This is a genomic window from Sphingomonas sp. LY29 (genome assembly GCF_035593985.1).
Classification (GTDB): Bacteria; Pseudomonadota; Alphaproteobacteria; order Sphingomonadales; family Sphingomonadaceae; genus Sphingomicrobium.
This window is the reverse complement of record NZ_CP141587.1, coordinates 1,384,872-1,410,774: the sequence shown is the minus strand read 5'-3', so window position 1 is coordinate 1,410,774 and position 25,903 is coordinate 1,384,872. Positions and strand designations below refer to the sequence as shown.

Genomic DNA, 25,903 nt, shown 5'->3' with positions numbered 1-25,903 from the left:
CATGCTTAAAGTCGCGGGGATCGGCCTCGCGCTCGCCTTGGCGGCACCCGCTGCGGCGCAGGTTTCGATCGGAAGCGACGAGTCCGTGCGCGCCGGCGAACTGAACGTGCCGCTGAACAAGAGCCAGGTGCTGCGCGCAGACCGGCCCTTCGCCAAGGCGCTGCTGGGCAATCCGGAGATCGCCGACATCCTGCCGCTGACCAGCAGTTCGCTGTATGTCCTCGGCAAGAAGATGGGGACGACCAGCCTGACGCTGTACGATGGCCGCAACAATCTGATCGCGGTGGTCGACATCGCAGTCGGGCCCGACGTCACAAGCCTGAAACGCCAATTGTCCGAACTGATGCCCGGCGACCAGGTCGGCGCGCGCATGTCGAACGAATCGATCATCCTCGAAGGCATTGTCTCGTCGGGTCCGGCCGCCGACCGCGCGGTGCAGGTCGCCGAGACGTACGCGCCGGGCAAGGTCATCAATTTGCTGTCGATCGGATCGACCCAGCAGGTGATGCTCGAGGTCAAATTCTCCGAGATCAAGCGCAGCGCGCTCAAGGACATCGGCGTTGGCCTGTTCGTCGGCGGGAGCGGGAACAACGGGTTTGGCGGCGTCAGCGGGAATGGCGCGAGCCTGACCCCGGGCGCAAACGGTGGCGGCGTCCTCGGCCTTGGCGCAATCGCCGACACGTTCGGCATCCTGACGCGTCGCTTCGGCCTGTTCGGGCTCAATTTCGAAGGTGCCTTGAACGCGCTGGAGACCAAGGGCGCGATCACCACGCTCGCCGAGCCGACGCTGGTCGCGTTGTCGGGCGAAACCGCCAGCTTCCTCGCGGGCGGCGAGTTCCCGATTCCCGTGGCGCAGGGCAACAGCGGCGGCGCGGAGGGTGGCGGATCGAACGCCATTTCGATCGAGTTCAAGCCGTTTGGGGTTAGCCTTGCCTTCACGCCGACGGTACTTGCCGACGGGGTGATCAACATGGAGGTCGCGCCGGAAGTCAGCTCGATCGACCCGACCGCGTCGATCGTCGTCAACGGGCTCCGCATTCCCGGGCTGCAGACGCGCCGCGCCAAGACCACGGTCGAGCTTCGCGACGGCGAAAGCTTCGCGATGGCGGGGCTTCTACGCCGCGACTTCCAAGACACGGTGCGGCAATTCCCAGTGCTGGGATCGATCCCGATCATCGGCGCGCTGTTCCGCTCGTCGGGCTTCCAGAAGGAAGAAACCGAACTGGTCATTATCGTCACGCCGCGACTGGTGCGCCCGGTGCGCGCGGCGGCGATGCAACTGCCGACCGACCGGGTCACGCCGCCCGACGAGGCCGACCTGTTCCTGCTCGGCCGGACGGACAGTGCGGTCGGAGTGAACCCGCTAAAGCCGACGCAGCCGTCGGGCGTCATGCGCCCGATCGGCGAGATGCCGCGCCCGCCGCAGCCGTCGGCGGTGGTACCCGGCGGAATGGCCGCGCTCGACCCGTCACGCCTGGAAAAGGATTATGGCCATGCGCTGTAACATGAAGCCGATCGCGGTCACGGTGACCATCCTCGCGGCGGCGGGCTGCGCGCCGGTCGATCCGGGGTTCGGCGAATCATATCGCTACGACATGGCGATCCAGACCGTCGATCCGGATCCGGTCTACGCCGAGGATGCGATGAAGCCGGGCTATCATGGCGAAAAGGCCGCCAAGGCCAGCGAACGTTACCGCAAGGGCAGCACCAAGCCGGTCCAGCGCGAGTCCACCAACACGGCACAGTCGGGCGGCGGCTCGGGCGCGTCGAGCGGACCGCAATAAGGGCAATGGGTGATGAAAGCGCACATCAGGAGATTGGGCGGCACTAGGAAAGGTGCCGTGGCGCCGACCGTGGCGCTGTCGCTGTTCGCGCTGCTCGGCGCGGGGGGACTCGCCTTCGACTATGCCCGGCTCGCAAGCCTCGACACCGAACTGCAGAATGCGGCGGACCAGGCCGCGCTGGCCGCGGCGACGCAGCTCGACCAGCAACCTCGCGCGATGCAGCGCGCAGTCGCGGCGGCGCAGGGGCTGCTCACCAACCAGACGCTGGTGGCTGCTGGGCTTGGGCGCAACGTCACCATTCCCACGGTCGTCTTCTACGCGACCAAGGCGGATGCCGAGAACAACACCAACCCGATCACCAACGTCGCGCTGTTCGCCTCGGCTCGGTTCGTTCGAGTCGCGGTCGGCGCGCGCCGCGCGGACTATGCGCTGACCCCGATCATCGGGGCGATTACGTCAGGCGATATCGGCGCCGAAGCGGTCGCCGGCCTGGGCGCCGCGATCTGCAAGACGCCGCCGGTGATGATCTGCAACCCGTCCGAGACATCGACCAATCTCGCCTTCGATGCCAACGCATTGCGCGGCGCGGGCTTGCGGCTGGTGTCAGTGGGCGGCGGCACGGGCGGCTGGGCACCGGGCAATTTCGGCTATCTCGACACCAGTGGCGGATCAAACGGTGCGCCGGGGCTTCGCGAGGCGCTGGGGTGGAACACGCCGCCGGGCGATTGCATCGCCCAATCGGGGGTAGATACGAAGCCGGGCGCGACCGTCACGGTGACCGACGCGCTCAACACCCGCTTCGACATCTTCGACAGCAACGTCGCCTGCCCGGCTGGCGGGGCGTGCGGGGCGTCGATCAATAGCGTGAAGGATGTTGTCCGTCCGGCCGATGCCAACGGCGGCAACATGTGCCGGCTTCACAACCAAGGCTGGCAGGAAGTCGAAGCGAGCCTGCAATATCTGCCGAACTCGGCAACGACCGCGTTGGCGACCACAGTCACGCCGGGCGCGATGGGGCATCCGCGGGACATGTGCCACGCGGTCGACAGCGGGGCCACGGGCGCCTGCACCGGGCCGATCGGAAACGGCCTGTGGGACCGCGACGCCTATTTCCGTACGCACTATCGGCGCGCCGGTGGTACTTACTGGCAAAGCGGCGTCGGGGCCGGAACGTGGCGCGGCAATACCGGCCTGCCCGCTAATGCTACCCGCTACGAAGTCTATCGCTGGGAATATGAGAACCGCGGCACGGTCGTGGACGGGGTCAATGTGCTTGGTCCCAATCCTGCCAGCGCAACCGGTAACACCAACGTCGCGTACGGATCGCCGCAATGCAGCGCTGCCGAAGGCTATGCGCCGGTCGTGCCGTCGGCGACGGTGCCCGATCGTCGCCGGATCTCGGTCGCGGTGGTCAATTGCGTCGCGCAAAGCGTCAACGGCGCCGTGGACAATCTGCCCGTCGTCAAATGGATCGACGTGTTCCTGGTCCAGCCCTCGCTCAACCGGGCGCGGACGAGCGCGGGCGACGTCTATGCCGAAGTGATCGGCGAGACCCAGACCGGCGCGGGCGCGACCGCGGGCCAGGTCGTCCGCCGCGACATTCCGTATCTGGTCAAATGAAGCGCCGCGCCCGCCTTTCCTCCGACCGACGCGGAGCCGCTGCCGCGGAGATGGCGCTGGTCACGCCGCTGCTGCTCGTCATCCTGTTCGGGTCGGTCGAGCTCGGCAATTATTTCTACAACGAACATATCGTGATGAAGGCGGTGCGCGATGGCGCCCGCTTCGCCGCGCGGCAGAACTTCAGCAATTTCGGCTGCTCCGGCGTGCCCGGCGGGACGATCGAAGCCGATACCAAGGCGTTGGTGATGACCAGCTTGCTGTCTGGCGGCACCAATCGCCTGCCATCGTGGAATGCGACTACGGTCACGCTCAGCACCAGTTGCGCCGCGAGCGCGACCGACCTCGCCGCGTCGACCGAGAATCTGAGCGGAATCTATCGCGGCCGTTCGACCGGTGCGCCAATCGTCACGGTGCAGGCCAGCGTGCCTTATGTCCCGCTGGTGGGATCCGCGTTTGGCTTTCGCGGGACCGGCCTTTCGCTCAACGCGTCACAGCAGGCCGCGGTGATGGGGCTATGATCGGCGCGCTCGTCCATAACCGCAAAGGCGCCAGTGCCGCCGAATTCGCGCTGGTGCTGCCGCTGCTGCTGTTGCTGATGTTCGGGATCATCGATGCGGCGCGCTTCCTGTGGGAAACCAATCGTGCCGAAAAGGCGACGCAGGTCGGAGCGCGGGTCGCGGTTGTGACCGACGCGATCCCGGGCGGGCTCGTCGCGCAGCGCTACGTCGGCAACACCGCCGGCGGAACCGCGTTGACGCAGGGCGACCTCATTCCCCGCGCCGCGCTTGGCGAGATCCGCTGCGTCAGCACGTCGGGAACGATGAGCTGCACCTGTGAAGTAAGCCCCTGCCCGGCGACGCTGACACCCTATGTCACCACCGGCCATGCCCTGATGCTGACGCGGATGCGCAACATCAAACCCGACATCGCCGAGCAGAACGTCCGCGTCAGCTATCGCGGGTCGGGGCTTGGTTATGCGGGCGATCCCAATGGCATGGAGATCGCGCCGCTGGTCACGGTCGAGCTGACCGGGCTGCAGTTCACCCCCGTCACGACGCTGCTGCTGGCGACGATCACCTTGCCGAATTTTCGCACGACGCTGACCGCCGAGGACAGCGCCGGAATACAGTCCAATTGAGGTACGCATGACGATGTATTCACCCGATCGTGCAAGCGCCAAGTGGCAAGCGGACACCGGCCCCGCGCCGGTCCGCCTGTTGTTGTCGGGCGTCAACGGCGAGGCCGGTGCGCTGGTGGGAACAACTGTCGCGGGTTTCCCGCTCGACCTGGTCATCGTCGATCCGAACGAGCCGATCGCGCCGTCGGTGCTTCACGGCGCCGCCGCGGCGGTCGTTAAGGTAAGCGAGGATGACGAGGCATCGATCGCGCGTTTCTATGCGCTGGCCGCCGGCGACGTGCCGCTGATCGCCGCCGCCTATGAGCCGCCGCTGGCGTTCGTCCGCTCGCTGGTCCGCGCCGGGGCCCACGATGTCGTGCCGCTGCCGCTCGACGCGCGCGAACTGGAAACCGCGCTCGACCCCATCCGCAAGATGGTGACCGTGCAAGGGCGCAAGGCGAAGACCGGGCGCCAGAAGATCGTGACGATCATCAAGAGCGAGGGCGGGGTCGGGGCGACCGCGTTGCTTGGCCAGCTTGCCGCGCGCTTCGCTGCGTCGGAAAGCGCGATGGGCCGCGAGGCCTGCCTGCTCGACCTCGATATCCAGTTCGGCGACGCCGCCTTTCAACTGGGGCTGCACCCCGCGCTGACCTTTACCGACCTGTTGTCGGCGGGAAAGCGCATCGACGGAGACCTGATTCGCTCGATCGCGACGACGCATCCCAGCGGATTGGCTGTGATCGCCGCGCCGCGTGAGATCACGCCGCTTGAATCGCTGGGCAACGACCAATTGCTCGGGATCGTCGAGCTTGCCGCTGCCGAGTATGGCACCTTGTTTATCGATCTTCCGATGAATTGGACCAACTGGTCGCTGTCGCTACTGGCGCGGTCGGACCTCGTACTAATGGTCACCGAGCTTCGGGTCGCGAGCCTTCACCGTGCGCGGCGGCAGCTCGACCTGATGGACTCGCAAGGGCTTCAGAATGTCGATGTCCGCGTCGTGCTGAACCGGACGCAGAAGGGCCTCTTCAAGACGCTCGACCGCAGCGACGCGGAGCGCGTGTTGCGGCGGCCGGTCGCCTTCACCGTCGCCAACGATCACGACACGATGACGCAGGCGATTGATCGCGGGATTTCGATCGACGAAGTGCGGCGCAAATCGCCGCTGGGCAAGGATATCGGCACGATGGACACGGGTGTCGCCGACGCCCTTGGGCTGGAGCGTTGAGCATGTGGCAGATTCGCAGACCGACCGACGCGACCCAGGTAGAGGACGTCGCCGAACGCAGCGAAAGCGACCGGCGGTTGATGACCGTCGGCGATGCCGGCGCCTTTGCGCAGGGCAATGCGCTTCACACCGACCTGAAGGTCGAGCTTCACCAGCGCCTGCTCGGGCTGATCAACCTGTCCGCGCTCGACAAGATGTCGCGCGCGCAGATCGAGGAGGAGGCGGGCGACATCGTCCTCGAGGAACTCGACAAGCAGCGCCATGCGCTCAACCAGGTCGAGCGGCGCCAGTTGGTCGACGACGTGCTCGACGAATTGCTGGGCCTAGGGCCGCTGGAGCCGCTGCTCAAGGATGCGACGATCACCGACATCCTCGTCAACGGTCCCGACAATGTCTTCGTCGAACGCTATGGCGTGCTCGAACCGTGCCCGGTGCGGTTCAAGGACGATCGCCACCTGATCCGCATCATCCAAAAGATCGTGTCGGCGGTCGGCCGCCGTGTCGATGAAAGCTCGCCGATGGTCGATGCGCGCCTTGCCGACGGAAGCCGCGTCAACGCGGTCGTCCCGCCGCTCGCGCTCGACGGCGCTTTGCTGTCGATCCGCAAGTTCGCCAAGACCCCGATCAGCATGGCGCGATTGGTGGAGATCGGGTCGGTCCCGTCGCAGGTTGCCGACGTGCTGAAAGCGGTCGTCGCGGCGCGGCTCAACGTGCTGATCTCGGGCGGTACCGGGTCGGGCAAGACGACGATGCTCAACGCCATGTCGGCGTTCATCGACGAGCGCGAGCGGATCGTGACGATCGAGGATTCGGCCGAGCTCCAGCTTCAGCAGGAACATGTCGCGCGATTGGAAACTCGGCCCGCCAACATCGAGGGCAAGGGCGAGATCGCGCAGCGCGACTTGGTCAAGAACGCGCTTCGCATGCGGCCCGACCGGATCATCGTCGGCGAAGTCCGCGCCGGCGAGGCGTTCGACATGCTGCAGGCGATGAACACCGGCCACGACGGGTCGATGACGACGGTCCACGCCAACAATCCCCGCGACGCGCTCAGCCGCGTCGAGCAGATGGTCGGCATGAGCGGCGTCGACATCCCGGCGCGCTCGGCGCGTGCGCAAATCTCGTCGGCGATCCACGTCGTCGTGCAGGTCGCGCGGCTCAGCGACGGCCGCCGCAAATTGCTCAGCCTTGCCGAACTCAGCGGCATGGAAGGCGATGTCATCACCATGCAGGAAATCTTCCGATACCGGCAGACCGGCATCGGTCCCGACGGGAACGTGCTTGGCCGATTCGAAGCGACCGGCATTCGTCCCCGTTTCCTCGACCAGGTCATGGCGCACGGCGTGAAGCTGTCGCCCGAGCTGTTCCGCCCTGACAGGAACTTCGAAGAATGAGCGACATCTGGCTTCGCGCCCTGGTCCTAATCATGGTCTTCGCCGCCGTGGTGTTCGCGGTCGAGCGTCTGGTGTCGGGGATCGTCGGGCAGCGCATGAAGGGCCGCGCTATCAACCAGCGGCTCGACCTGATCGGCAAGGGACATACGCGCAGCGAGGCGATGCAGATGCTACGTCGCCGCTCGTCGAGCGTTCCCGACGGGCTGCCGTCGATCCTCGCCGCTCCCGCGCGGCGGGTCGAAAAGATGCTGATGGCCGCGGGGGTGACGATCGACAGCGGAAAACTGCTGATCGGGATGCTGGTCGCGCCGCTGCTGCTGTTCCTGCTGATCATCCTGTTCATGTCGCTGCGCGGCGTTCCAATCGGCGGCGGGCGCCTGCTGCTGCTGGCGACGGTCGCGCTCATGTTCGGGGCGGCGATCCCGCTGCTCTTCCTGCAGATCCGCGCAGGTCGGATGCGCAAGAAGATGCAGGACCAGTTCCCGGTCGCGCTCGACGTGTTCGTGCGCGGTCTTCGTGCCGGCCACCCGATCGCATCGGCGCTCGACCTGCTGACGGTCGAGATGCCCGACCCGATCGGAAGCCAGTTTGGGGTGGTCGTCGACGAAGTGACCTACGGCGCCGACCTTCGCGACGCGCTGACGGCGATGGCGGACCGCTGGGACCTCGACGACATGCGCATGTTCGTCGTCAGCCTATCGGTGCAGAACGAAACCGGCGGCAACCTTGCCGAAATCCTCGAGAATTTGAGCCAGGTCATCCGCGAGCGCGCGTCGATGATGATGAAGGTGCGCGCGCTGTCGAGCGAAGGTCGGATGACCGCGACGATGCTGACCGGACTGCCGGTCGTCGCGTTCGCGATCCTGTTTCTCGGCAATCCGGGTTTCTACCTCGACGTGGCGGACGACCCCGCGTTCGTCCCCGGCTATCTCGCGCTCGCCATCGTCTACATCATCGGCGTGACGATGATCCGCAAAATGGTCGATTTGAAGGTGTGATGAAATGATCGACTTCCTCGCCAATGACGCCACGCGCTTCGCCATGCTGCTGCTGCTGTTCTTGGCGGTCGGCGTGGTGGCCTTTGCGCTGATCGCCACCTTTTCCGACCGGCAGCAGACTCGCGAACGGCTCGTCAGCGATCGCGGAAACGAGGTGTCGGGGTCGGTCGACATGGGCGCGGCGCTTCGCACGCACGATGCGCGCGGCGCGTGGGTCGCGATGGTCACAGCGATCGAACGCGCCGGGATTCCGCTGGTCGACACCAAGGACGCATCGCTTCGCACTAAGTTGGTCGCGGCCGGCTATACGCAGGAAGCGGCGCCGCGCGTCTATTCGCTCGTGCGCCTGATCGGCGTGATTGGGGTTCCGGTCGGGGTGTTCCTGTTCCTGTGGTCGATGGGGAGCACGCCGTCGATCACCAAGCTTTACTTCATCGGCGCGATTTCCGCGCTGATGGGCCTGTACGTCCCGTCGCTATGGGTCCGGATCCGCGCCGACCGTCGCCAGCGGGAGATCATCAATGCCTTCCCCGACGCGCTCGACCTGATGCTGGTGTGCGTCGAAGCGGGGCTCGGTCTCGAAGCCGCGTTCAATCGCGTCGGCATGGAAATGACGCGGTCGCACCCACTGCTCGCCGAACAGCTTGGCACCGTCGTGCTTGAACTGCGCGCGGGTCGAAGCCAGGAAGACGCGCTGCGGCGCATGGCCGACCGCGCTGGCGCCGACGAAATCCGAGCCTTCGCGACGCTGCTTATCCAGTCGCAGAAGCTAGGCTCGTCGGTCGCGCAGACGCTTCGCACTTACGCGTCCGAAATGCGCGAAAAGCGGCGGATGCGCGCCGAGGAAAAGGCGCACCGCCTGCCGGTGCTGCTGTCGATCCCGCTGGTGGTGTGCATGCTGCCGGTGATGATCGGAGTACTGATGCTACCGGCGGTCATTCGCACGATGCGAGTGATCATGCCGGCTTTGGGGAGTTGAAATGATGCGATCCACGATCGTCTCGCTTGCCATTCTTTCCGCGCTCGGGCTTGCCGCCTGCGCTGCCGGCGACGTCGAGGTTCGCTCGATCGCCACGCCGCTGGCGAGCGGATCGCAGACCGCCGACTTCCGCTTGGGTGAAGGCAATGCGCAGCTCGCGCTCGGCAATGTCGGCCTGGCGCTAGAGGCCTATCGCAAGGCGCTGCGCGAAGCGCCCGCCAGCATCGACGCGATGGTCGGGATCGCGACTTGCTACGACCGGATGGGTCGGTTCGACCTGTCCCGCAAACATTATGAAATGGCCCTGGCGGTCGAGCCGGACGAACCCGCGCTCTACGCCGCCCTGGCCCATTCGCTTCAGCTTCAAGGCCGGCCTTCCGAAGCCGCGCGGGTAACGGCGGAACTTGCATCGCTCATCGCTACCCCCGGGGCGGTTCGTGAGGCGGTGGCCGAACCCGCGCTGCCGCCGCCGCCGGCGCCGAGCGTGACGGTGGCCTTGGCCCCAGCACGCGCGGTGCCGGCGGCGGTTGAGCCCCACAAGCCGGGAGTCCGCCTCGAACGGCTGTCGATGGGCGAGGTTGCGCTGCTGACCCAGTCGCGGGCGGAGTGGGAGGTGGCAGCGGTCGCCGTCCGGCCGCAAAGCACAACCATCCACTTTTCGAAGCGCGCTGCTGCGCCGGTCACCCTGCTCAACGCGGCGCGGGTCGCGGGACTTGCCGCACGGACGCGCGACTATCTGGCGCGGCGCGGCTTTGCCAACGCCGCGATCGGCGATGCGCCAGCGGTGCGGTCGCAAAGCGTCATCCGCTTTGCCGATGCCGATCGTGCCCGCGCCGAGCGGATTGCCGCGCAATTCGGTTTTACGCTCGAACGCGACGCCGGTGCGGGGGAAGGCATGACGGTCCTGCTCGGCCGCGACGCGGCACTCGACCGATCGCTGGCGCGCAAGGCGACATGATCGGCGCACTAATGCTGATGCTGGCGATGGCGCCCGGATCGTCGCCGGCTCCGCCGCTCGTGATTCCCGTCGTTGCGTCGCCGTCGCTGACCGAGGCCGACCGCGCGATCGAGGCGGGTAGGCTCGACCAGGCGCAATCGATGCTGGCTGCAGCGGTATCGACGGGACTGAAGGGAGAAGCGCTCGACCGGCGACTGGCGCATCTTGCTTTCGCTCGGGGCGAGGATGAGCGGGCGCTGGCGCTGACAACGGCGCTTCTTGCCACCAATCCCGACGACGCCCTGCTGCTGGAGCGGGCAGGCATTGCCGCGCTGAAGCTTCGGCGCCTGAGCGAGGCAACCGCGCTGCTTGATCGCGCGACGCGGGCCGAAGGGGCGGGGTGGCGCGCGTGGAATGCGCGCGGTGTCGCCGCTGACAACGAGGGCCGGTGGGACGAGGCCGACGCCGCCTATCAGCGCGCCGCCGCGCTGGCGCCGGGCCGGGCGGAAGTTGCCAACAATCGTGGCTGGTCGCTGATGATGCGGGGCGAATGGCGCGCCGCGCTCGACCTGTTCGAACAGGCGTATGCCGCCGATCCCACGGTGGCGCGCCTCGCCAACAATCGCGAACTGGCGCAGGCCGCACTCGACGCCGCCCTGCCGCAACGGCGCAAGGGCGAGGTGGACGACGCCTATGCCGCGCGCCTCAACGATGCCGGCGTGGTCGCCGCGGCGGCGGGGCAGGCGAAACGCGCCGAGGCGGCATTCGCACAGGCGATCGCGCTCGGCAGCCGCTGGCAGGCGCGCGCCGCCGATAATCTCGCGGCGCTGGGCAAGCCGCATTGAACTTGGCCGCGCTGGCCCCGGCGTGGCTGGCAATTTTCCTCCTGCTGGTCATGGCCGCATCGGCGGTCGAAGACACCTGGCGAATGGAGATCGAGGATTGGTTGTCGGGCGCGGTCGCGGCGGGGGCGATCGTTGCGACGATCGTCGCAGGCCCGACCCTCGGCCTGTGGCAGAATATGCTTCTGGCGTTGTCCGTCCTTGCCGTCGGCTGGTGGCTGTTCGTGCGCGGCGCGATGGGCGGCGGCGATGTGAAACTGCTCACCGCCTCAGCACTGTGGTTCGATCTTTCGTCAGGCTGGAAGATGCTGGTGGCGGTGGCCATTGTCGGTGGGCTAGTGACCATTGTCATGATCGCCGTGCGTCACCTCCCTTGGCCCCCGACCGCGCGCACGCGGGTCGTCTCGCTCCGTCGTGAAGAGGGTATTCCGTACGGTTCAGCAATTGCTGCCGGCGTTGCCCTGTCGTTTGGCATGCTGCGTTGATGAGGCGCGTCGCCCTGGCGTCCTGCCTGATTGCGAGCGCTGCCGCGGCTGCACCGCAACTGGTGACTGCGCGCGGGCAATGGGCGGTGCTGCAGGAGGGACGGACGTGCGAGGCGACAGCGCGGTCGATCCTGGCGCCGCCCAAGGATCGCCCGCCGGCGCGCGCCAGCCTGTCCTTCGACGCGGGCGGCCCGCGCTTGGGGCAGCTGGCGGTTCGCCTGTCATGGGTGCCCCGCCCCGGCGCCACGATTCAGATGGTCGTCGGCGATCAGCGTTTCCTGCTCATGTCGCGCGGCGATTGGGCTTGGAGCCGTGGGGCCGTGCAGGAACGCGCGATCATTGCCGCGATGCGAAGCGCGGGTGGGATGCGGGTCGAGGCGCGACGGCCGGGCGGCGGGCGCATCGTCGACCGCTATAGCCTCGACGGCGCGCCGCTCGCGATCGATGCGGCCGCGACCTGTGCCGCGAGGCTGGCAAATCGCTGATTTTTCCCCTAAGGGCCGCACCTTACCATGAGCGCCGATACCAACCTGATGCCGATTCCCGGCCCCGTCGACCCCGTGCCCGTTCCGCGCGCGGCGGTTTCCCGTGCCGATGGCCGTGTCGAGCTGATCGGGCTGCCGCGCGAAAAAATTCGCGAGGCGCTCGAAGCCGCCGGGCTCGAACCGAGGCAGGCCAAGCTTCGCGCCAAGCAGATCTGGCACTGGATCTACAATCGCGGCGTCGGCGACTTTTCGGCGATGACCGACATCGCCAAGGCGCAGCACGGGTGGCTGACCGAGAAATTCTCGATCACGCGTCCGGCGGTGGTCGAGGCGCAGGTGTCGACCGACGGCACGCGCAAGTGGTTGCTGCAGACGCACGACGGCCACGATTTCGAAATGGTGTTCATTCCCGACGCCGACCGCGGAACGCTATGCGTGTCGAGCCAGGTCGGCTGCACGCTCAACTGCCGCTTCTGCCACACCGGCACGATGAAGCTGGTCCGCAATCTCGATCCGGGCGAAATCGTCGGGCAGGTCATGCTGGCGCGCGATGCGCTGGGCGAATGGCCGTCGAGTCCCGATGGCCGGATGCTGACCAACATCGTGATGATGGGGATGGGCGAGCCGCTCTATAATTTCGACCATGTCCGCGACGCGCTGAAGATCGTGATGGATGGTGATGGCCTCGGCCTCAGCAAGCGTCGCATCACGCTGTCGACCTCCGGCGTGGTGCCGATGATGGCGCGCGCGGGCGAGGAAATTGGAGTCAATCTCGCGGTCTCGCTGCACGCGGTGACGAAGGAAGTGCGCGATGAGATCGTCCCGCTCAACCGCAAGTACGGCATCGAGGAATTGCTTCAGGCGTGTGCCGACTATCCCGGCGCCAACAATGCGCGGCGCATCACGTTCGAATATGTGATGCTGAAGGACAAGAACGACAGCGACGCCGACGCGCGCGAACTGGTGCGGCTGATCAAGCAGTATCGCCTGCCCGCGAAGGTCAACCTGATCCCGTTCAATCCGTGGGACGGCAGCCCGTACGAATGCTCGACGCCCGAGCGTATTCGCGCCTTTTCAAACATCGTGTTCGAGGCCGGCATTTCCGCGCCGGTCCGTACCCCGCGCGGGCGCGACATCGATGCGGCCTGCGGTCAGCTGAAGACCGCGGCAGAGAAGAAGAGCCGCGCCGAGCTCGACCGTCAGGCCGAAGAGAAGCTGGCCGCACTCGACGCCAAATGATCCGGCGCTACTTGGTCGAACGCGTCCGCGATCGCTTCAACGATCGCGCCGCCGGCCAGCAGCCGATCCAGCGATCCGACAACGCGCTGCTTCCGCCCGACAGCGTCGCGTGGCGCGTGCACGGCGACGTCACCACGATGATGGTCGGCGGGATCGCCGCATTGCTCGTCGAAATGCTTCACCCGCTCGCGCTTGGCGGTGTGTGGGACCATAGCAAGGTCGCCAGCGACCAGCTTGGCCGCCTGCGCATGACCGCTCGCTTCATCGCCATCACCACCTATGGCGAACGCGACCAGGCCAAGGCGGCGATCGAACGGGTGCGCATGGTGCATTCTCATGTCGTCGGGACCTTGCCCGACGGTCGCGCCTATCGCGCCGACGATCCGCATCTGCTCAACTGGATCCACGTCGCGGGCTCGATCCACTTTCTCGATGCGTGGCGCCGCTTCGGCGAGCCACAGATGACGATGGCCGACCAGGACCGCTATTTTGCCGAGGTCGCCGGTATCGCCGAGGCGCTCGGCGGGACCGAGGTCCCGAAGAGTCGCAGCGCGGCCGAGGAGTTCGTCGCGGCGGTGCGCTCGGAACTCCAGACCGACGATCGAACGCGCCAGTTTCGCGACCTCGTTTTGAAGGCGCCGGCAGCGCGGAAGAGCGAAGCGCCGGTGCAGGCGCTGGTCATGGCCGCCGCGGTCGACCTGATGCCGGCCTGGGCGCGAGCGATGCACGGGCTGCGACGGCCGCCGCTCTCGACCCCTGCGGTTCGCTTGGCGACGTTGGGCACCGCGCGGACGCTTCGCTGGGCTTTCAGCGGCGGGCCACGTTGATCGATCCGTGGCTGATGCTGCTCGCCGCCGCCGCAGGGTTGGTCGGCGGCGCAATGAATGCGCTGGCGGGCGGAGGCACATTCGCGACGCTCCCGGTGCTGCTCGCGCTCGGGCTTCCCGCCAACGTCGCTAATGCGACCAGCAATGTCGCGCTGCTGCCCGGCGCTGCGACGAGCGCATGGACGCTTCGCGATGAATTGGGTCCGGTCGGAACGCTCGACTGGCGCGTGATCGCGGCGGTGACGTTCGTGTCGGGATTCGTCGGCAGCCTGCTACTGGTGATCACGCCTGCATCGACCTTCGATGTGATCGTGCCGTGGCTGGTGCTCTACGCCTTCGTCCTGCTGGCGTTCGGCAAGCGCGCGTCCGACTGGCTTGCTTCGCGGGTAAGCATCGGAACGGGCACGCTGCTGGTCGTGCAGGTGCTCCTCGGCATCTACGGCGGCTATTTCGGCGGCGGGGTCGGGCTGATGATGACCGCGACCTACGGCCTGCTTGCCGGGCGCGACCCGCGCAGCTTGTTCGCGCCGCGCACGATGATGCTGGCGGTCGCCAATGCGGCGGCGGCGATCGTGTTCGTCGCGGCGGGAATGGTAACGTGGTGGGCGTGCGTGCCGATGCTGGTGGGAAGCGTCGCCGGCGGTTGGGTCGGCGCCCACGTCGGCAAGCGGCTGGCCCCCGCCGCCGTGCGCGTGTGGACGCTGCTTGTGACCGGAGCCACCGCGATCGTCTTCTTCGTGCGCGCGTACGGCTGACGCTTGCGCGGCGCGCGGGGGACGTGCCAGTCTTCCGTCATGTCGATGATCCGCCGCCTCGCCGCTCCGCTAGTCAAACGTGGCCGAGTGACGCTTCGCCTGCCGGATGGCAGCAGCGAAACCTTTGGGCCCGGCGGTGCGGAGGAAGTAACGATCCGCTTCACCGACCGCACCGCGCTTGCACAGCTGGTTAGGCACCCCCGCCTCAAGCTTGGCGAACTGTACATGGACGGTCGCCTGGTGATCGAGCAGGGAACGATGCTCGACCTGCTGCGGATCGTCGTCGGATCGAACCCGTGGGAAGACGGGGGCAAGCGCGGCAAGACCGCGATGACGAAGCGCGGCTTCGGCTTCGTCAAACGCCTGTTCAAGTCGAACAAGCCGGTCGCGGCGCAGCGCAATGTCGCGCATCACTACGACCTCGACGACCGACTGTACGACCTGTTCCTCGATCCGTGGCGGCAATATAGCTGCGGCTACTTCCCGACGCCCGACATCGGGCTGGAGGAAGCGCAGCGGCTGAAGCTGGCGCACATCGCTGCCAAGCTGGAGCTGAGGCCGGGCCAGCGGGTGCTCGACATCGGGTGCGGCTGGGGCGGGCTGGCGATCTACCTGCATCGGGTGGCGGGGGTCGACGTGCTCGGCGTTACGCTGTCGAAGGAGCAGCATGCCTATGCGACCGCTTGGGCCGCGCGCGAAGGCGTCAGCGATCAAATTCGGTTCGAGCTGATCGACTATCGCCACGTCGATGCGACATTCGACCGGATCGTGTCGGTCGGCATGTTCGAACATGTCGGCGCGGCGCATTACGACGAATTCTATTCGCACGCCTCCCGCTTGCTCGCCGACGACGGGGTGATGCTGCTGCATACGATCGGGAAGCTGGGCGGCGCGGGGAAGCCCGATCCCTTCACCGACAAGTGGATCTTCCCGGGCTATCACATCCCCAGCCTGGCGCAGATGGGGTCGTCGTCGGAGAAAGCGCGGATGATCGTGTCGGACGTGGAGGTCCTGCGCCTGCATTACGCCTACACGTTGGAGCACTGGCTCGACCGCTGCGCGGCCCGCAAGGACGAGATCGTCGCCATCTACGACGACCGGTTCTACCGGATGTGGGAATTCTACCTCGCCGGCGGGATCGTCATGTTCGAACACGGGACCGGGTGCAATTACCAGGTCCAGTACGTTCGCAGCCGCCGCGCGATTCCGATCACCCGCGACTATATGGCGGAGGCGGAGGCGCGGTACCGCGCCTCCTGACCCTCACTTGCGCTTGAGCTCGGCCAGAAGCTCGGGCGCCGGATAAACCTTGGTCAGCGCCTGTTCGATCGCCGCGGTCGACACCGCGATCGAGCGTGCCATCGTCAGATCATAGGCATAATCGTTACGAAGGCCCGGCAGGTTGCGGTCGAAATTGGCGCCGATGATGTTGGCGTTGCGATCGATCACCGGCGACCCCGAATTTCCACCGATCGTGTCAGCGGCGTAGATGAAGTCGAGCGTGCCATCGAAATTGAGCTTGCCCTTGTTGGCGAGAATCGCGGGCGCCAGCTTGAACGGCTCGGAGCCGGTCGCGCGGTCGAACGCGCCTGCCCAGCGCGTGCGATAATCGGTCGTCGCGCCATTCTCGGTCCAGCCGCCGACCTTGCCGTAGGTGATGCGCAGCGTTCCGGTCGCATCGGGATAGCTCGAGGCACCGAAAGCGGCGAAGCGAGCGTCGGCGAGCTTGGCGCGCGCGGCGGTGAGCGGGCCGTCGACGCGCTCGTCATAAGCCTTTTGCAGGCGCCGGTCATTGGCATCGATCGCGCGAGCGTAGACGATCATGGGGTCGGTCGAGGCGGCAATGGCCGCCGCGCCGCCGTCCCACAGTGCCTTGCGCACCGCGGCGTCGCCCAGCCGCGTCCCCGACACGAGGCGTTCGGCGATGCCCTTGGGCGATTCCTTGCCGATCAGCAGACGGGTCTGCGCATGGTCGGCGCCGAGATATTCGCGCGCCTTCAGCAGCGACCATTCAACCCGAAGCTTCTCCAGCCACGGATAGGTCGGCCGCGCGTCGGTCAGCTGCTTTTCGAGCAGCGGCAGCGCGCTGTCATTGTAGCCGGGCAGTCGCTCGCCGTTTGGCTTGGCGCGCTCCTCGCCCGCGCGGACCAGGCGGATGGCGTAGGACATGAGGTCGCCCGACGGCCGCGAGAAGCGACGCTCGGTGTCGATCGTGCGCAGCGCGGCGACGGCCTTGTCGATCTCTCCCCAGGGATCGCCGATCGCGGCATTGCCGGCGCTGCGCTGCTTCAACTCGGCCTCGTTGCGCGCCAGCATCGCGGAGAAAGCGGGATCGCCGAGCGCACGGGTGCGGCCGATGGTGCGCTTGAGGTTGTTCTCGATCCCGAACAACGCGACTTCGCCTTCGCGCGCCTTGTCGGGGCTTTGGCCCATCGCCTCGATCAGGCGGCCGCGAAGCTCGCTGTTGATGGCGAGTTCGATCGGCAGGTTGACCTCGCGCTGGAAGGCGAACTGGCTCAGCGTCAGCATCCGCTCGGTCTGGCCGGGATAGCCGACGACGAAGATCTGCTCGCCCGCCTTGGGCTCGCGCGCGGTCCATTTCAAATGGTTGGGCGTCGCGACCGGGCGACCATTCTCATAGGCACGCAGGAACGAGGCATCGAGCGCGTAACGCGGGAAATTGTAATTGTCGGGATCGCCGCCAAAGGTCTGCGCCGCCGCCTCGGGCGCCCAGACCAGTCGCACGTCCGAATATTTGCGGTTGGTGTAGAGCTTGTACTGGCCGCCGCCGTAGAGCGTGACGACTTGGCAGCGCGTGGTCTTGGTATCGGCGCAGCCTGCTTTCTCGATCGCCGCGATGGCGGCGTTGCGCGCCTTCACCGCCGCTTCGCCGGTCGCGCCGCCGATCGCGCTTTTGACGTCGCCGGTCACGTCGCGGATCGCGGTTACAACTTCGGCCTGCATGCCGGGGCACATCTTTTCCTGCGCGGTCGCGCGGGCAGTGAAGCCGTTGGCGAGGAAGTCGTTGCCCTTGTCCGAGACGTCCTGGAGGCAGGACACTGCGCAATGGTGATTGGTCAGCAGCAGCCCGTTGGACGACACGAATGCCGACGAGCAGCCCGCGACCTTGACCGAGGCGAGCCGCACGCGGTCGAGCCATGCCTGGTCGGGCGACCAGCCGTATGCGTCGCGGAACTTGGCGGCGGGAAAGGCATCGAAGGTCCACATGCCCTCGTCAGCCTTTGCGGCGGCGAGCGGGAGCGAGATTCCGGCGAGGAACAGGGCAAGACGCGACATGGGAAACTCCGTCACAATGAAGAGCGGGTCCGGCGACCGGCGCCGGACCCGCAATGCCGTGGCTTAGCGGCCGCCGCGCAGTTCGGCGACGAGGTTTGGCGCCGGGTAGATCTTCTCCAGGGCTTCCTGCACCGCGTCGGTCGACACGACGACGGTGCGGTTGAGCGTACCGTCATAGCCGTAGTTGCCGCCAAGGCTGTGAATGTTGCCGTCGAACGCGGCGCCGATCACGCGGCCGCGACGGTCGATCACGGGCGATCCCGAATTGCCGCCGATGATGTCGTTGGTGGTCACGAAATCATAGGTTGCGCGACGATCGATCCGGCGGGCGTTGGCTTCGAACCCCTTGGGAAGGTCAAACGGGTCGGCGCCGGTGGCACGATCGAAGGTGCCGCCCATGACCGTGCGCGTCGGGACGTTGCGCCCATTCTCGCGCCAGCCTTCGACCTTGCCGTAGCTGATGCGCAGCGTGAAGGTCGCGTCGGGATAGACGCTGTCGCCATAGGCCGCGAAGCGGGCGTCCGACAGGCGTGCGCCCGCGGCGGTCAGCGGGGCGCTGTAGCGTTCGTCGACCAGCTTCTGGAGCTGGCGATCGCGGTCGTCGATGCGGCGGGCATAGACGATCATCGGGTCCTTCGACGCCTCGATCGCGCGGCGGCCGCCGTCGAACAATTGCTTGCGATAGGCCGGGTCGGCCAAACGCGTACCCGCGACGAGCCGCGCCGCCAGCGCCTCGGGCGATTCGCGGCCGAGCAGCAGCTTCGTGTCGGGCGAGTCCGCGCCCAGATATTCGCGTGCCTTCGACAACGACCATTCAAGCTGAAGCTGGTCCAGCCACGGGGTGACTGGGCGTGCGTCGAGCAACTGCTTCTCGACCAGCGGCAGCGCACTGTCGCTGAAGCCGGGGAGCCGCTCGCCATTGGGCTTACCGCGTTCCTCGGCGGCGCGGACCAGCGTCTGCGCATAAGCGAACAGGTCGCCGCCCGGCGACACGAAGCGGTACGGGAGGTAGAGGTCGCGATAGGCGGTCACCGCCTGGCTGACGTCGGCCCACGGATCGCCAATCGCGGCATTGCCGGCGCTGCGGCGCTTGAGGTCGGCCTCGGTCGCGGCAAGCTTCGACGTGAACGCGGGGTCGTTGAGCGCCTTCACGCGGCCGATCTGGACCTTGAGGCTGTTCTCGATCCCGCCGAGCGTTTCCGCGCCCTCGCGCTTGCGCTCGGGGCTCTGCGCCATGGCGGCGATCAGGCGCCCGCGAAGCTCGGACAGCGTCGACAGGGTGATCGGCAACGCGACTTCGCGCTGGAAGGCGAGCTGTGCCTGGGTCTGCAGGCGGGCGGTCGATCCGGGGTTGCCGACGACGAAGGTCGCCTCGCCATCGACCGGCGCACGCGGGTCCCAGACCAGGTGCTGCGGGGTCGCGACCGGACGGCCGTTCTCGTAAGCACGCAGGAAGGCCGCATCCATCGAGTAGCGCGGGAAGTTGAAGTTGTCGGGGTCGCCGCCGAACTGAGCGGCCTGCGCCTCGGGCGCCCAAGAGATGCGGACGTCCGAATATTTGCGATAGGTGTAGAGCTTGTACTGGCCCCCGCCGTAGAGGCCGACGACCTGGCAGCGCGTCGTGGCGGTGTCGGGGCAGCCCGCCTTTTCGATCGTGGCGATGAGCGCGGCGCGGGCACGGACCGCGGCCTCGCCCTTGGCATTGCCGACTCCGCCGCGCACCTGCTGCGTCACGTCGCGGATCGAAGTGACGACCTCCGCCTGCTGGCCGGCGCACTTGCGCTCCTGCTCACGCGTGCGGGCCGTGAAGCCGTTGGCGAGGATGTTGTCGGCCGCGGTCGAATTTTCTTCGAGGCAGGTCGCGACGCAGTGGTGGTTGGTCAGGATCAGCCCGGTGGCCGACACGAAGCTGGCCGAGCAGCCGCCGGTCAGGCGAACCGCGGCGGCGCGGGTGCGGTCGAGCCACGCCTGGTCGGGCGCCCATCCGTACGCCGCCTTCATCCGCGCGGCGGGAAAGGCGTCGAAGGTCCACATGCCCTCGTCGGCGCTAGCGGCGGAAAGCGGCAGGGATGCGCTCACCAGGAATAGGGCGATGCGCGACGGACGGGGCTTGGAAAACATGTTGGGGGACTCCTCCTGATGGCGCGCAAACTGCACGAAAAAGGGCCCGGCGCAAGCGGTTGCTCGTCCGGGCCCTTCTCAAGCGCACTGTCGGGAAAAGGGGATCAACCGGCAGTCGGCGCCTGCCTCCATTGCTTCATCATCCCACGGCCCGCACGACGCTCTTCGGGCGTCACCTGTCCGTCGCGGTTGGCATCCATCGTGTCGAAATGGCGGAGCGCCATTGTCTCGGCCTCGGCCAGCGTGATGCGGCCGTCGCGGTTGGTGTCGGCCATCCCGATCATCCGAGCGCCGCCCATTCCGCCACCGCCGCCGCGGTTCATCCGCATCGCGCGTCGACCGGCAGCGGGAGCCTGCCCGTTGCGAACGACCCTGCGCTCGACCCGAACCTGGCGGCCGGCAGCAAATTCGTCGCGGCTGATCGATCCGTCCTTGTTCAAATCGAGGCGGTCGAACGCGGCAGCAGGATCGGCATTGACGCGCACACGGCGCTCCATGCGCTGGCCGCCTGGGGCACGATTGCCGCGCTGGGCGACGCGCTCACGAATGGCGGTCGTTTCCTCGGTGGTGATCGACCCGTCGCGGTTGGCATCGAGCCTGGCAAATTGCGTGCGGACCATCGTCTGGACTTCGCCGCGCGTCATGATCTTGGCCATCCGCTGGCCCGGCTGAGGCGCGGGCTGGGTCATCGGCGCCGGCTGTGCGGCGGCAATCGTGGCGGCGGTGACGGCAACGCCCGCGACGCCGATCAGAAACTTCCTCATGTCCCGATTCCTCTCAAGAAAAGCTGAACCGGACTACCGCCATATAGCTGTATGGCGCTTGAACGCCGGGGGGCATGGTGGCAGAGCGCGCCGGCGTCCCAGAGGGCGCTCGCCACAAGAAGGAAGTGCGCACCATGACCGATCGGATCAACCGCGTCGTCCTCGCCTATTCGGGCGGGCTCGATACCAGCGTGATCCTGAAATGGCTCCAGCAGACCTACGGCTGCGAAGTGGTGACCTTTACCGCCGATCTTGGCCAGGGCGAGGAGCTCGGGCCGGCGCGGCACAAAGCCGAGCTGATGGGCGTGAAGTCCGAGCATATCTACATCGACGACCTGCGGCACGAGTTCGTCGCGGACTATGTCTTCCCGATGATGCGCGCCAATGCGCTCTACGAGGGTTTGTACCTGCTCGGCACCTCGATCGCGCGGCCGCTGATCGCCAAGCGCCAGGTCGAGATCGCGCGCGAGACCGGCGCCGACGCGGTCAGCCATGGCGCGACGGGCAAGGGCAACGACCAGGTCCGCTTCGAACTTGGCTATTATGCACTCGCGCCCGACATCAAGGTCATCGCCCCGTGGCGCGAGTGGGACCTGACCAGCCGCACCGCACTGATCGAGTTCGCCGAAAAGAACCAGATCCCGGTGCCAAAGGACAAGCGCGGCGAAAGCCCCTTCTCGACTGACGCGAATCTCCTGCACACGTCGAGCGAGGGCAAGGTGCTCGAGGACCCGTGGGAGGAAGTGCCGCCCTATGTCTACTCGCGCACCGACGATCTGGTCGCGGCGCCCGACACGCCCGAGGAAGTGACGATCCAGTTCAAGGCCGGCGATGCGGTCGCGGTCAACGGTGAGGCGCTCGATCCGGCGCCGCTGCTGGCCAAGCTCAACGAGCTCGGCAAGCGCCACTCGATCGGCCGCCTCGACCTGGTCGAGAACCGCTTCGTCGGCATGAAGAGCCGCGGAATGTACGAAACGCCGGGCGGCACCATCTACCATGCCGCCCATCGCGCGATCGAGCAGCTGACGCTCGACCGCGGCGCAGCGCACCTCAAGGACGAGTTGATGCCGCGCTATGCCGAGCTGGTGTACAACGGCTTCTGGTTCAGCCCCGAACGGCAGATGCTGCAGGCCGCGATCGACCTTAGCCAAGCCAAGGTCGACGGCGAAGTGCGGATGAAACTCTACAAGGGCGGACTCCACATTACCGGCCGCCGTTCGCCCAACAGCCTCTACAGCGAAAAGGTTGTCACCTTCGAAGACGACGCCGGCGCCTACGACCAGCGCGATGCCGAAGGCTTCATCAAGCTCAACGCCCTCCGCCTTCGCCTGCTGGGGCGCCGCGACGCCTAGGTGATCGCCAAACCGGAATTCATCGCCCACGAGGCCGCGCCCGCCGCCCTGCCTAAGGGAGCGCCGCGCCCGTGGTGGGAGGGCCGGCCCTTCGTCGTTGCGATGATCCTGTTGGCGTTCGTGCCGCTGCTGTGGCCGACGATTCCGCCGCTGGTCGACCTTGGCGGGCACATGGGTCGGTTCAAGATGGCGATCGACGCCGCCGACAGTCCGATCCTCAGCCAATGGTTCAGCTTCCGCTGGCTGCCGATCGGAAATCTTGGGGTCGACCTGCTGGTCGTCCCGCTCGCCAAGCTGATCGGGATCGAGCCCGCGACCAAGCTGGTGGTGATGTCGATCCCGCCGCTGACCGTGGCAGGGATGCTGTGGGTGGCACGCGAGGTTCACAATCGCCTGCCGCCGACGGTCGCCTTCGCGCTGCCGCTGGCCTTCGGTCACCCGTTCATGTTCGGCTTCGTCAATTTCGCGCTGTCGATGGCGCTGGCGATGCTGGCGTTCGGGCTGTGGCTGCGGCTGGGCCGGCTCGGCAAGATCCGGCTGCGCGCCATCCTGTTCGTACCGATCAGCGTCGTCATCTTCTTTGCCCACACCTTCGGCTGGGGAACGCTGGGCCTGCTGTGCTTTTCGGCCGAAGCGGTGCGTCAGCATGACCGCGGTCGGTCGTGGTGGCTGTCGGCGCTCCGGGCGGCCTATCACGCGGCGGCGCTAGCGTTGCCGCTGCTGCTGATCCTGCTCTGGCGGAGCGAGGCGGGAGGCGGCGCGACGCACCGCTGGTTCGACTGGGCGTTCAAGTGGGAATATCTGCTGCGCATGTTCCGCGACCGATGGGAGTGGTTCGACGTCGCCTCGGCGTTCATCGCGCTTGCGGTGCCGCTGTTCGCGCTGATCCACCCGCGCCTCACGCTCTCGCGCAACCTCGCCTTTTCCGGGCTCGTGCTCGCGCTGACCTACGTCCTGCTGCCGCGCGTCGTGTTCGGGTCGGCCTATGCCGACATGCGGCTGGTGCCCTATGCGGTGGCGATCTTCATCCTGGCGATCCGCTTCAAGGCCGAGACGAAGTTTCCGCTGGCGACGTGGCTCGCGGTCGCGGCGGTCGGCTTCATGCTGGTCCGGGTCGTCGGCAACACCGCCAGCATGGGCATCGCCGGTGCTCGCCAGGACGGACAGTTGAAGGCGCTGGAGCAGGTCGAGCGCGGATCGCGGGTCGCGGTACTGGTGTGGGATCGCTGCGAGGCGTGGGCGCTGCGCCGGTCCGACCATCTCGGTGCGCTCGCGGGTGTGCGTCGCAACGCCTACACCAACGACCATTGGCCGATGGCGGGGTCGAGCATGCTGACCGTCCATTATCCGGCGGCGCAGTGGTTTCAGCGCGATCCGTCGCAGATCGTCCGCGATCCCGACTGCCGGCATGAGGGGTGGTCGATGCAGCGCGCGATGACGGCGCTGCCGCGCCAGGCGTTCGATTATTTGTGGCTGCTCGACATGCGCCCAATCCCGCGAGACTGGGTCGCCGGGTGGGAGCCGATCTATGCAGCTCCCGGCGCGATCCTGCTCAGGAAGGCCGGCGAAGCACCGCGACCAGCGACACGCCGAACGGCATCGGCACCCGCCCGATAAGCGATTTCTCCAGGCCGAAGATGGTGTCGAGCGTCTTGTTGACGAACGCGCCGGGCATGGCGTCGTCGCTGCTCTGGTCCTTGCGCATCTGGCCAATCAGCCGCGCCGCCGCGATCGGCGGGAACAGCAGGCTGTTGAACGGCGACAGCAGCTCGATCCTGTAGCCAGCGTCGCGTGCCAGCGTTTCGATCTCCGACTTGCGATAGCGGCGGTGATGGTGATGGACGACGTCGTGCGCGCTCCACATCCACGGATTGGCGGGCACGGTGACCAGCAGTGCGCCGCCGGGCTTCAGGCGGGTCAGGATGCTGGCAAGCGATGCCTTGTCGTCCTGGACATGCTCCAGCACGTCGAGCAGCGCGATCAGGTCGTAGCTGCTCTCCGGGAACATCGACAGGTCGGGCAGCGCGGCCTTGAGCACCGGACGACCAAGCCGTTCCGACGCCAGCTCGCGCGCCACGTCGTCGAGCTCGCTGGCTTCGACGGTGCCGAAGCGGGTCAGCATCGACAGGTTGTGGCCGGTGCCCGCGCCAAGCTCGAGAATGCGCGCGTTGGCGGGCGGACGGACGACGCGCTCGATGATCGCATCGAGGATCCGCCGCCGCGCGGTGAACCACCAATGGCTGCTGTCCAGCTTTGCCATCTGGTCAAAAACCTTGCGTTCCATCAGTCGGCCCCGATCTTTTCGCGCACCACGTAGAGCGGGCGTCCCTTGGTCTCGATCAGGATACGGCCGACATATTCGCCGAGCACGCCGAGCGAGAGCAGTTGCAGTCCGCCGAGGAAGAGCACGGCGACCATCATCGACGCATAGCCGGGCAGGTCGACCCCCGACATCAGCGTGCGGATGACGATGAACACCGCATAGCCGAGCGCGCCGAGTGCGACGAAGGCACCGAGATAGCTCCAGATGCGCAGCGGCACGGTCGAGGCCGAGGTGATCCCGTCGATCGCCAGCGTCCACAGCTTCCAATAATTATACTTGGTCTTGCCGACCTTGCGCTCTTCGCGGTGATAGCTGACCGCAGCCTGCCGGAAGCCGGCCCAGGCGAACAGGCCCTTCATGAAGCGGTTGCGCTCGGGCATCGCGCGGATGACGTCGACCACGCGCCGGTCGAGCAGGCGGAAGTCGCCGGCATGCTCGGGGATTTTGTCCTGGCTCAGCCAATTGTGCGCGCGATAATAGAGGTCGGCGGTCAGTCGTTTGGGCAGCGTGTCGGTCTCGCGATTGTCGCGCACGCCGTAGACGACGTCATAGCCTTCGCGCCACTTGGCGATCATCGCCGGCAGGACGTCGGGCGGATCCTGCAGGTCGACGTCGAGCGGGACGACCGACTTTCCGCGCGACGCGTCGAGGCCGGCCGACAGCGCGGCCTCCTTGCCGAAATTGCGCGACAGCGACAGGCCGCGGACGCGCGGGTCGGCGGCGTGCGCCTTGCGGATGACTTCCAGCGTGGTGTCGCTGCTGCCGTCGTCAATGAACAGGATTTCGAAGCTCTGCGCGGCCGGATCGGCGACACCCTCGAGCACGGGAATGACGCGCGTGAGGAACTGGCCGATCGCGGCTTCCTCGTCCTTGACCGGGACCACCAGGGTGAGTTCGAGCGGGCTCATGAATAGACGAAGCGGCGATGCAGCGCGAAGGTCAAGAGCGGCGTGACGAACAGCATCGGCAGCGTCGGCCACCAGGTCGGTCCGTCAAGCTGCTTCACGAGTAGCCAAATGAAGCCCTGGTTCACGAGATAGCCCAGCACGTTGACCAGCAGGAAACGCCCCAAGCGGACATGGTGGCGATCGCGGGTGCCGTGTCCCTGAAAGCTGAACAGTCCGTGCGTGACGTAGCTGACCGCGGAGAAGAACAGGAAGACGATGGTGAAGCTGATCATCGGGTCGAGCCCGAAAAATTCGGTGATCGCCCAATAGCTCGCGGCGACGAGGACGGTGATCGCGAAGCCCGCGAGCGCATAGCGGATCATCTGCACCAGCACCGCGCGGCGGTCGGGATCGATCGATTGGAGCGCCGACGAGATCATCGGCTTGCTCTCTAGTCGCTTGCCGCTAG

The 25,903-nt window shown here is 66.9% G+C and carries 25 protein-coding genes; 19 read left to right on the top strand and 6 right to left on the bottom strand.

The annotated features are described in order from the left end of the window. Position 1: 1 nt before the first annotated feature. From SH584_RS07100 to SH584_RS07020, 17 genes are all read left to right on the top strand, one after another. Entirely contained in the window at positions 2-1,504 is a 1,503-nt protein-coding gene (locus SH584_RS07100) for a type II and III secretion system protein family protein (protein ID WP_324805865.1), read from the top strand. Next, entirely contained in the window at positions 1,494-1,784 is a 291-nt protein-coding gene (locus SH584_RS07095) for a hypothetical protein (protein ID WP_324805864.1), read from the top strand. Before SH584_RS07100 ends, SH584_RS07095 begins: the two co-directional genes overlap by 11 nt. Positions 1,785-1,841: 57 nt before the next feature. Next, a complete protein-coding gene (locus SH584_RS07090) occupies positions 1,842-3,404 on the top strand; it encodes a pilus assembly protein TadG-related protein (RefSeq protein ID WP_324805862.1) in 1,563 nt (520 codons plus the stop codon). Beyond that, positions 3,401-3,922: a TadE/TadG family type IV pilus assembly protein gene (locus SH584_RS07085; RefSeq protein ID WP_324805860.1), complete on the top strand. Its 522-nt coding sequence runs from the start codon at positions 3,401-3,403 to the stop codon at positions 3,920-3,922. Before SH584_RS07090 ends, SH584_RS07085 begins: the two co-directional genes overlap by 4 nt. Next, on the top strand, positions 3,919-4,542 hold the full coding sequence (locus SH584_RS07080) for a TadE/TadG family type IV pilus assembly protein (RefSeq protein ID WP_324805859.1): 624 nt from the start codon (positions 3,919-3,921) through the stop codon (positions 4,540-4,542). Before SH584_RS07085 ends, SH584_RS07080 begins: the two co-directional genes overlap by 4 nt. Before the next feature lie 7 nt (positions 4,543-4,549). Then, entirely contained in the window at positions 4,550-5,749 is a 1,200-nt protein-coding gene (locus SH584_RS07075; RefSeq protein WP_324805857.1) for a CpaE/TadZ family protein, read from the top strand. Positions 5,750-5,829: 80 nt separating this feature from the next. Continuing rightward, positions 5,830-7,143 carry a TadA family conjugal transfer-associated ATPase gene (locus SH584_RS07070; protein ID WP_322842343.1) on the top strand — a complete coding sequence of 438 codons (1,314 nt, stop codon included), beginning with the start codon at positions 5,830-5,832 and terminating at the stop codon, positions 7,141-7,143. Continuing rightward, on the top strand, positions 7,140-8,141 hold the full coding sequence (locus SH584_RS07065; protein WP_324805856.1) for a type II secretion system F family protein: 1,002 nt from the start codon (positions 7,140-7,142) through the stop codon (positions 8,139-8,141). The genes SH584_RS07070 and SH584_RS07065 overlap by 4 nt, the downstream gene beginning before the upstream one ends. Before the next feature lie 4 nt (positions 8,142-8,145). Beyond that, positions 8,146-9,120, top strand: a complete 975-nt coding sequence (locus SH584_RS07060; RefSeq protein ID WP_324805855.1) for a type II secretion system F family protein — start codon at positions 8,146-8,148, stop codon at positions 9,118-9,120. A 1-nt stretch (position 9,121) separates the two neighbouring features. Next, complete coding sequence (locus SH584_RS07055; protein ID WP_324805854.1) at positions 9,122-10,078, top strand: LytR C-terminal domain-containing protein; 957 nt, start codon at positions 9,122-9,124, stop codon at positions 10,076-10,078. Further along, complete coding sequence (locus SH584_RS07050) at positions 10,075-10,902, top strand: tetratricopeptide repeat protein (protein ID WP_324805852.1); 828 nt, start codon at positions 10,075-10,077, stop codon at positions 10,900-10,902. The genes SH584_RS07055 and SH584_RS07050 overlap by 4 nt, the downstream gene beginning before the upstream one ends. A 2-nt stretch (positions 10,903-10,904) precedes the next feature. After that, on the top strand, positions 10,905-11,384 hold the full coding sequence (locus SH584_RS07045; RefSeq protein ID WP_324805850.1) for an A24 family peptidase: 480 nt from the start codon (positions 10,905-10,907) through the stop codon (positions 11,382-11,384). Further along, positions 11,384-11,869 (top strand): hypothetical protein, encoded by a 486-nt coding sequence (locus tag SH584_RS07040; protein WP_324805848.1) that lies wholly within the window; start codon positions 11,384-11,386, stop codon positions 11,867-11,869. The genes SH584_RS07045 and SH584_RS07040 overlap by 1 nt, the downstream gene beginning before the upstream one ends. Positions 11,870-11,896: 27 nt before the next feature. Further along, entirely contained in the window at positions 11,897-13,108 is a 1,212-nt protein-coding gene (gene rlmN / locus SH584_RS07035; RefSeq protein ID WP_324805846.1) for a dual-specificity RNA methyltransferase RlmN, read from the top strand. After that, on the top strand, positions 13,105-13,935 hold the full coding sequence (locus SH584_RS07030; RefSeq protein WP_324805845.1) for an oxygenase MpaB family protein: 831 nt from the start codon (positions 13,105-13,107) through the stop codon (positions 13,933-13,935). Before rlmN ends, SH584_RS07030 begins: the two co-directional genes overlap by 4 nt. Then, positions 13,932-14,690 carry a sulfite exporter TauE/SafE family protein gene (locus SH584_RS07025; protein WP_322841902.1) on the top strand — a complete coding sequence of 253 codons (759 nt, stop codon included), beginning with the start codon at positions 13,932-13,934 and terminating at the stop codon, positions 14,688-14,690. Before SH584_RS07030 ends, SH584_RS07025 begins: the two co-directional genes overlap by 4 nt. A 39-nt stretch (positions 14,691-14,729) precedes the next feature. Further along, on the top strand, positions 14,730-15,950 hold the full coding sequence (locus tag SH584_RS07020; protein WP_324805843.1) for a cyclopropane-fatty-acyl-phospholipid synthase family protein: 1,221 nt from the start codon (positions 14,730-14,732) through the stop codon (positions 15,948-15,950). 3 nt (positions 15,951-15,953) lie between these two features. Here SH584_RS07020 and SH584_RS07015 read toward each other — a convergent pair whose 3' ends face one another. From SH584_RS07015 to SH584_RS07005, 3 genes are all read right to left on the bottom strand, one after another. Further along, positions 15,954-17,987 carry a S46 family peptidase gene (locus tag SH584_RS07015; RefSeq protein WP_324805841.1) on the bottom strand — a complete coding sequence of 678 codons (2,034 nt, stop codon included), beginning with the start codon at positions 17,985-17,987 and terminating at the stop codon, positions 15,954-15,956. 63 nt (positions 17,988-18,050) lie between these two features. Then, positions 18,051-20,108 (bottom strand): S46 family peptidase, encoded by a 2,058-nt coding sequence (locus SH584_RS07010; protein WP_324805839.1) that lies wholly within the window; start codon positions 20,106-20,108, stop codon positions 18,051-18,053. Between the two features lie 104 nt (positions 20,109-20,212). Continuing rightward, positions 20,213-20,872: an EF-hand domain-containing protein gene (locus SH584_RS07005; RefSeq protein ID WP_324805838.1), complete on the bottom strand. Its 660-nt coding sequence runs from the start codon at positions 20,870-20,872 to the stop codon at positions 20,213-20,215. A gap of 134 nt (positions 20,873-21,006) precedes the next feature. Between SH584_RS07005 and SH584_RS07000 the strand changes: the two genes are divergently transcribed. Further along, complete coding sequence (locus SH584_RS07000) at positions 21,007-22,224, top strand: argininosuccinate synthase (protein WP_324809517.1); 1,218 nt, start codon at positions 21,007-21,009, stop codon at positions 22,222-22,224. Next, positions 22,225-23,841: a hypothetical protein gene (locus SH584_RS06995; RefSeq protein WP_324805836.1), complete on the top strand. Its 1,617-nt coding sequence runs from the start codon at positions 22,225-22,227 to the stop codon at positions 23,839-23,841. Here SH584_RS06995 and SH584_RS06990 read toward each other — a convergent pair. Genes SH584_RS06990 through SH584_RS06980 form a run of 3 tightly spaced genes read right to left on the bottom strand, consistent with a single transcriptional unit; the run spans position 23,777 to position 25,874 of the window. Beyond that, positions 23,777-24,508 carry a class I SAM-dependent methyltransferase gene (locus SH584_RS06990; RefSeq protein WP_324805834.1) on the bottom strand — a complete coding sequence of 244 codons (732 nt, stop codon included), beginning with the start codon at positions 24,506-24,508 and terminating at the stop codon, positions 23,777-23,779. The genes SH584_RS06995 and SH584_RS06990 overlap by 65 nt on opposite strands. Beyond that, positions 24,508-25,455 (bottom strand): glycosyltransferase family 2 protein, encoded by a 948-nt coding sequence (locus SH584_RS06985; protein ID WP_324805831.1) that lies wholly within the window; start codon positions 25,453-25,455, stop codon positions 24,508-24,510. Before SH584_RS06985 ends, SH584_RS06990 begins: the two co-directional genes overlap by 1 nt. Further along, the gene (locus SH584_RS06980; protein ID WP_324805830.1) at positions 25,452-25,874 is read right to left on the bottom strand and encodes a GtrA family protein; all 423 of its coding nucleotides are present in this window, start codon (positions 25,872-25,874) and stop codon (positions 25,452-25,454) included. Before SH584_RS06980 ends, SH584_RS06985 begins: the two co-directional genes overlap by 4 nt. Positions 25,875-25,903: the final 29 nt, after the last annotated feature.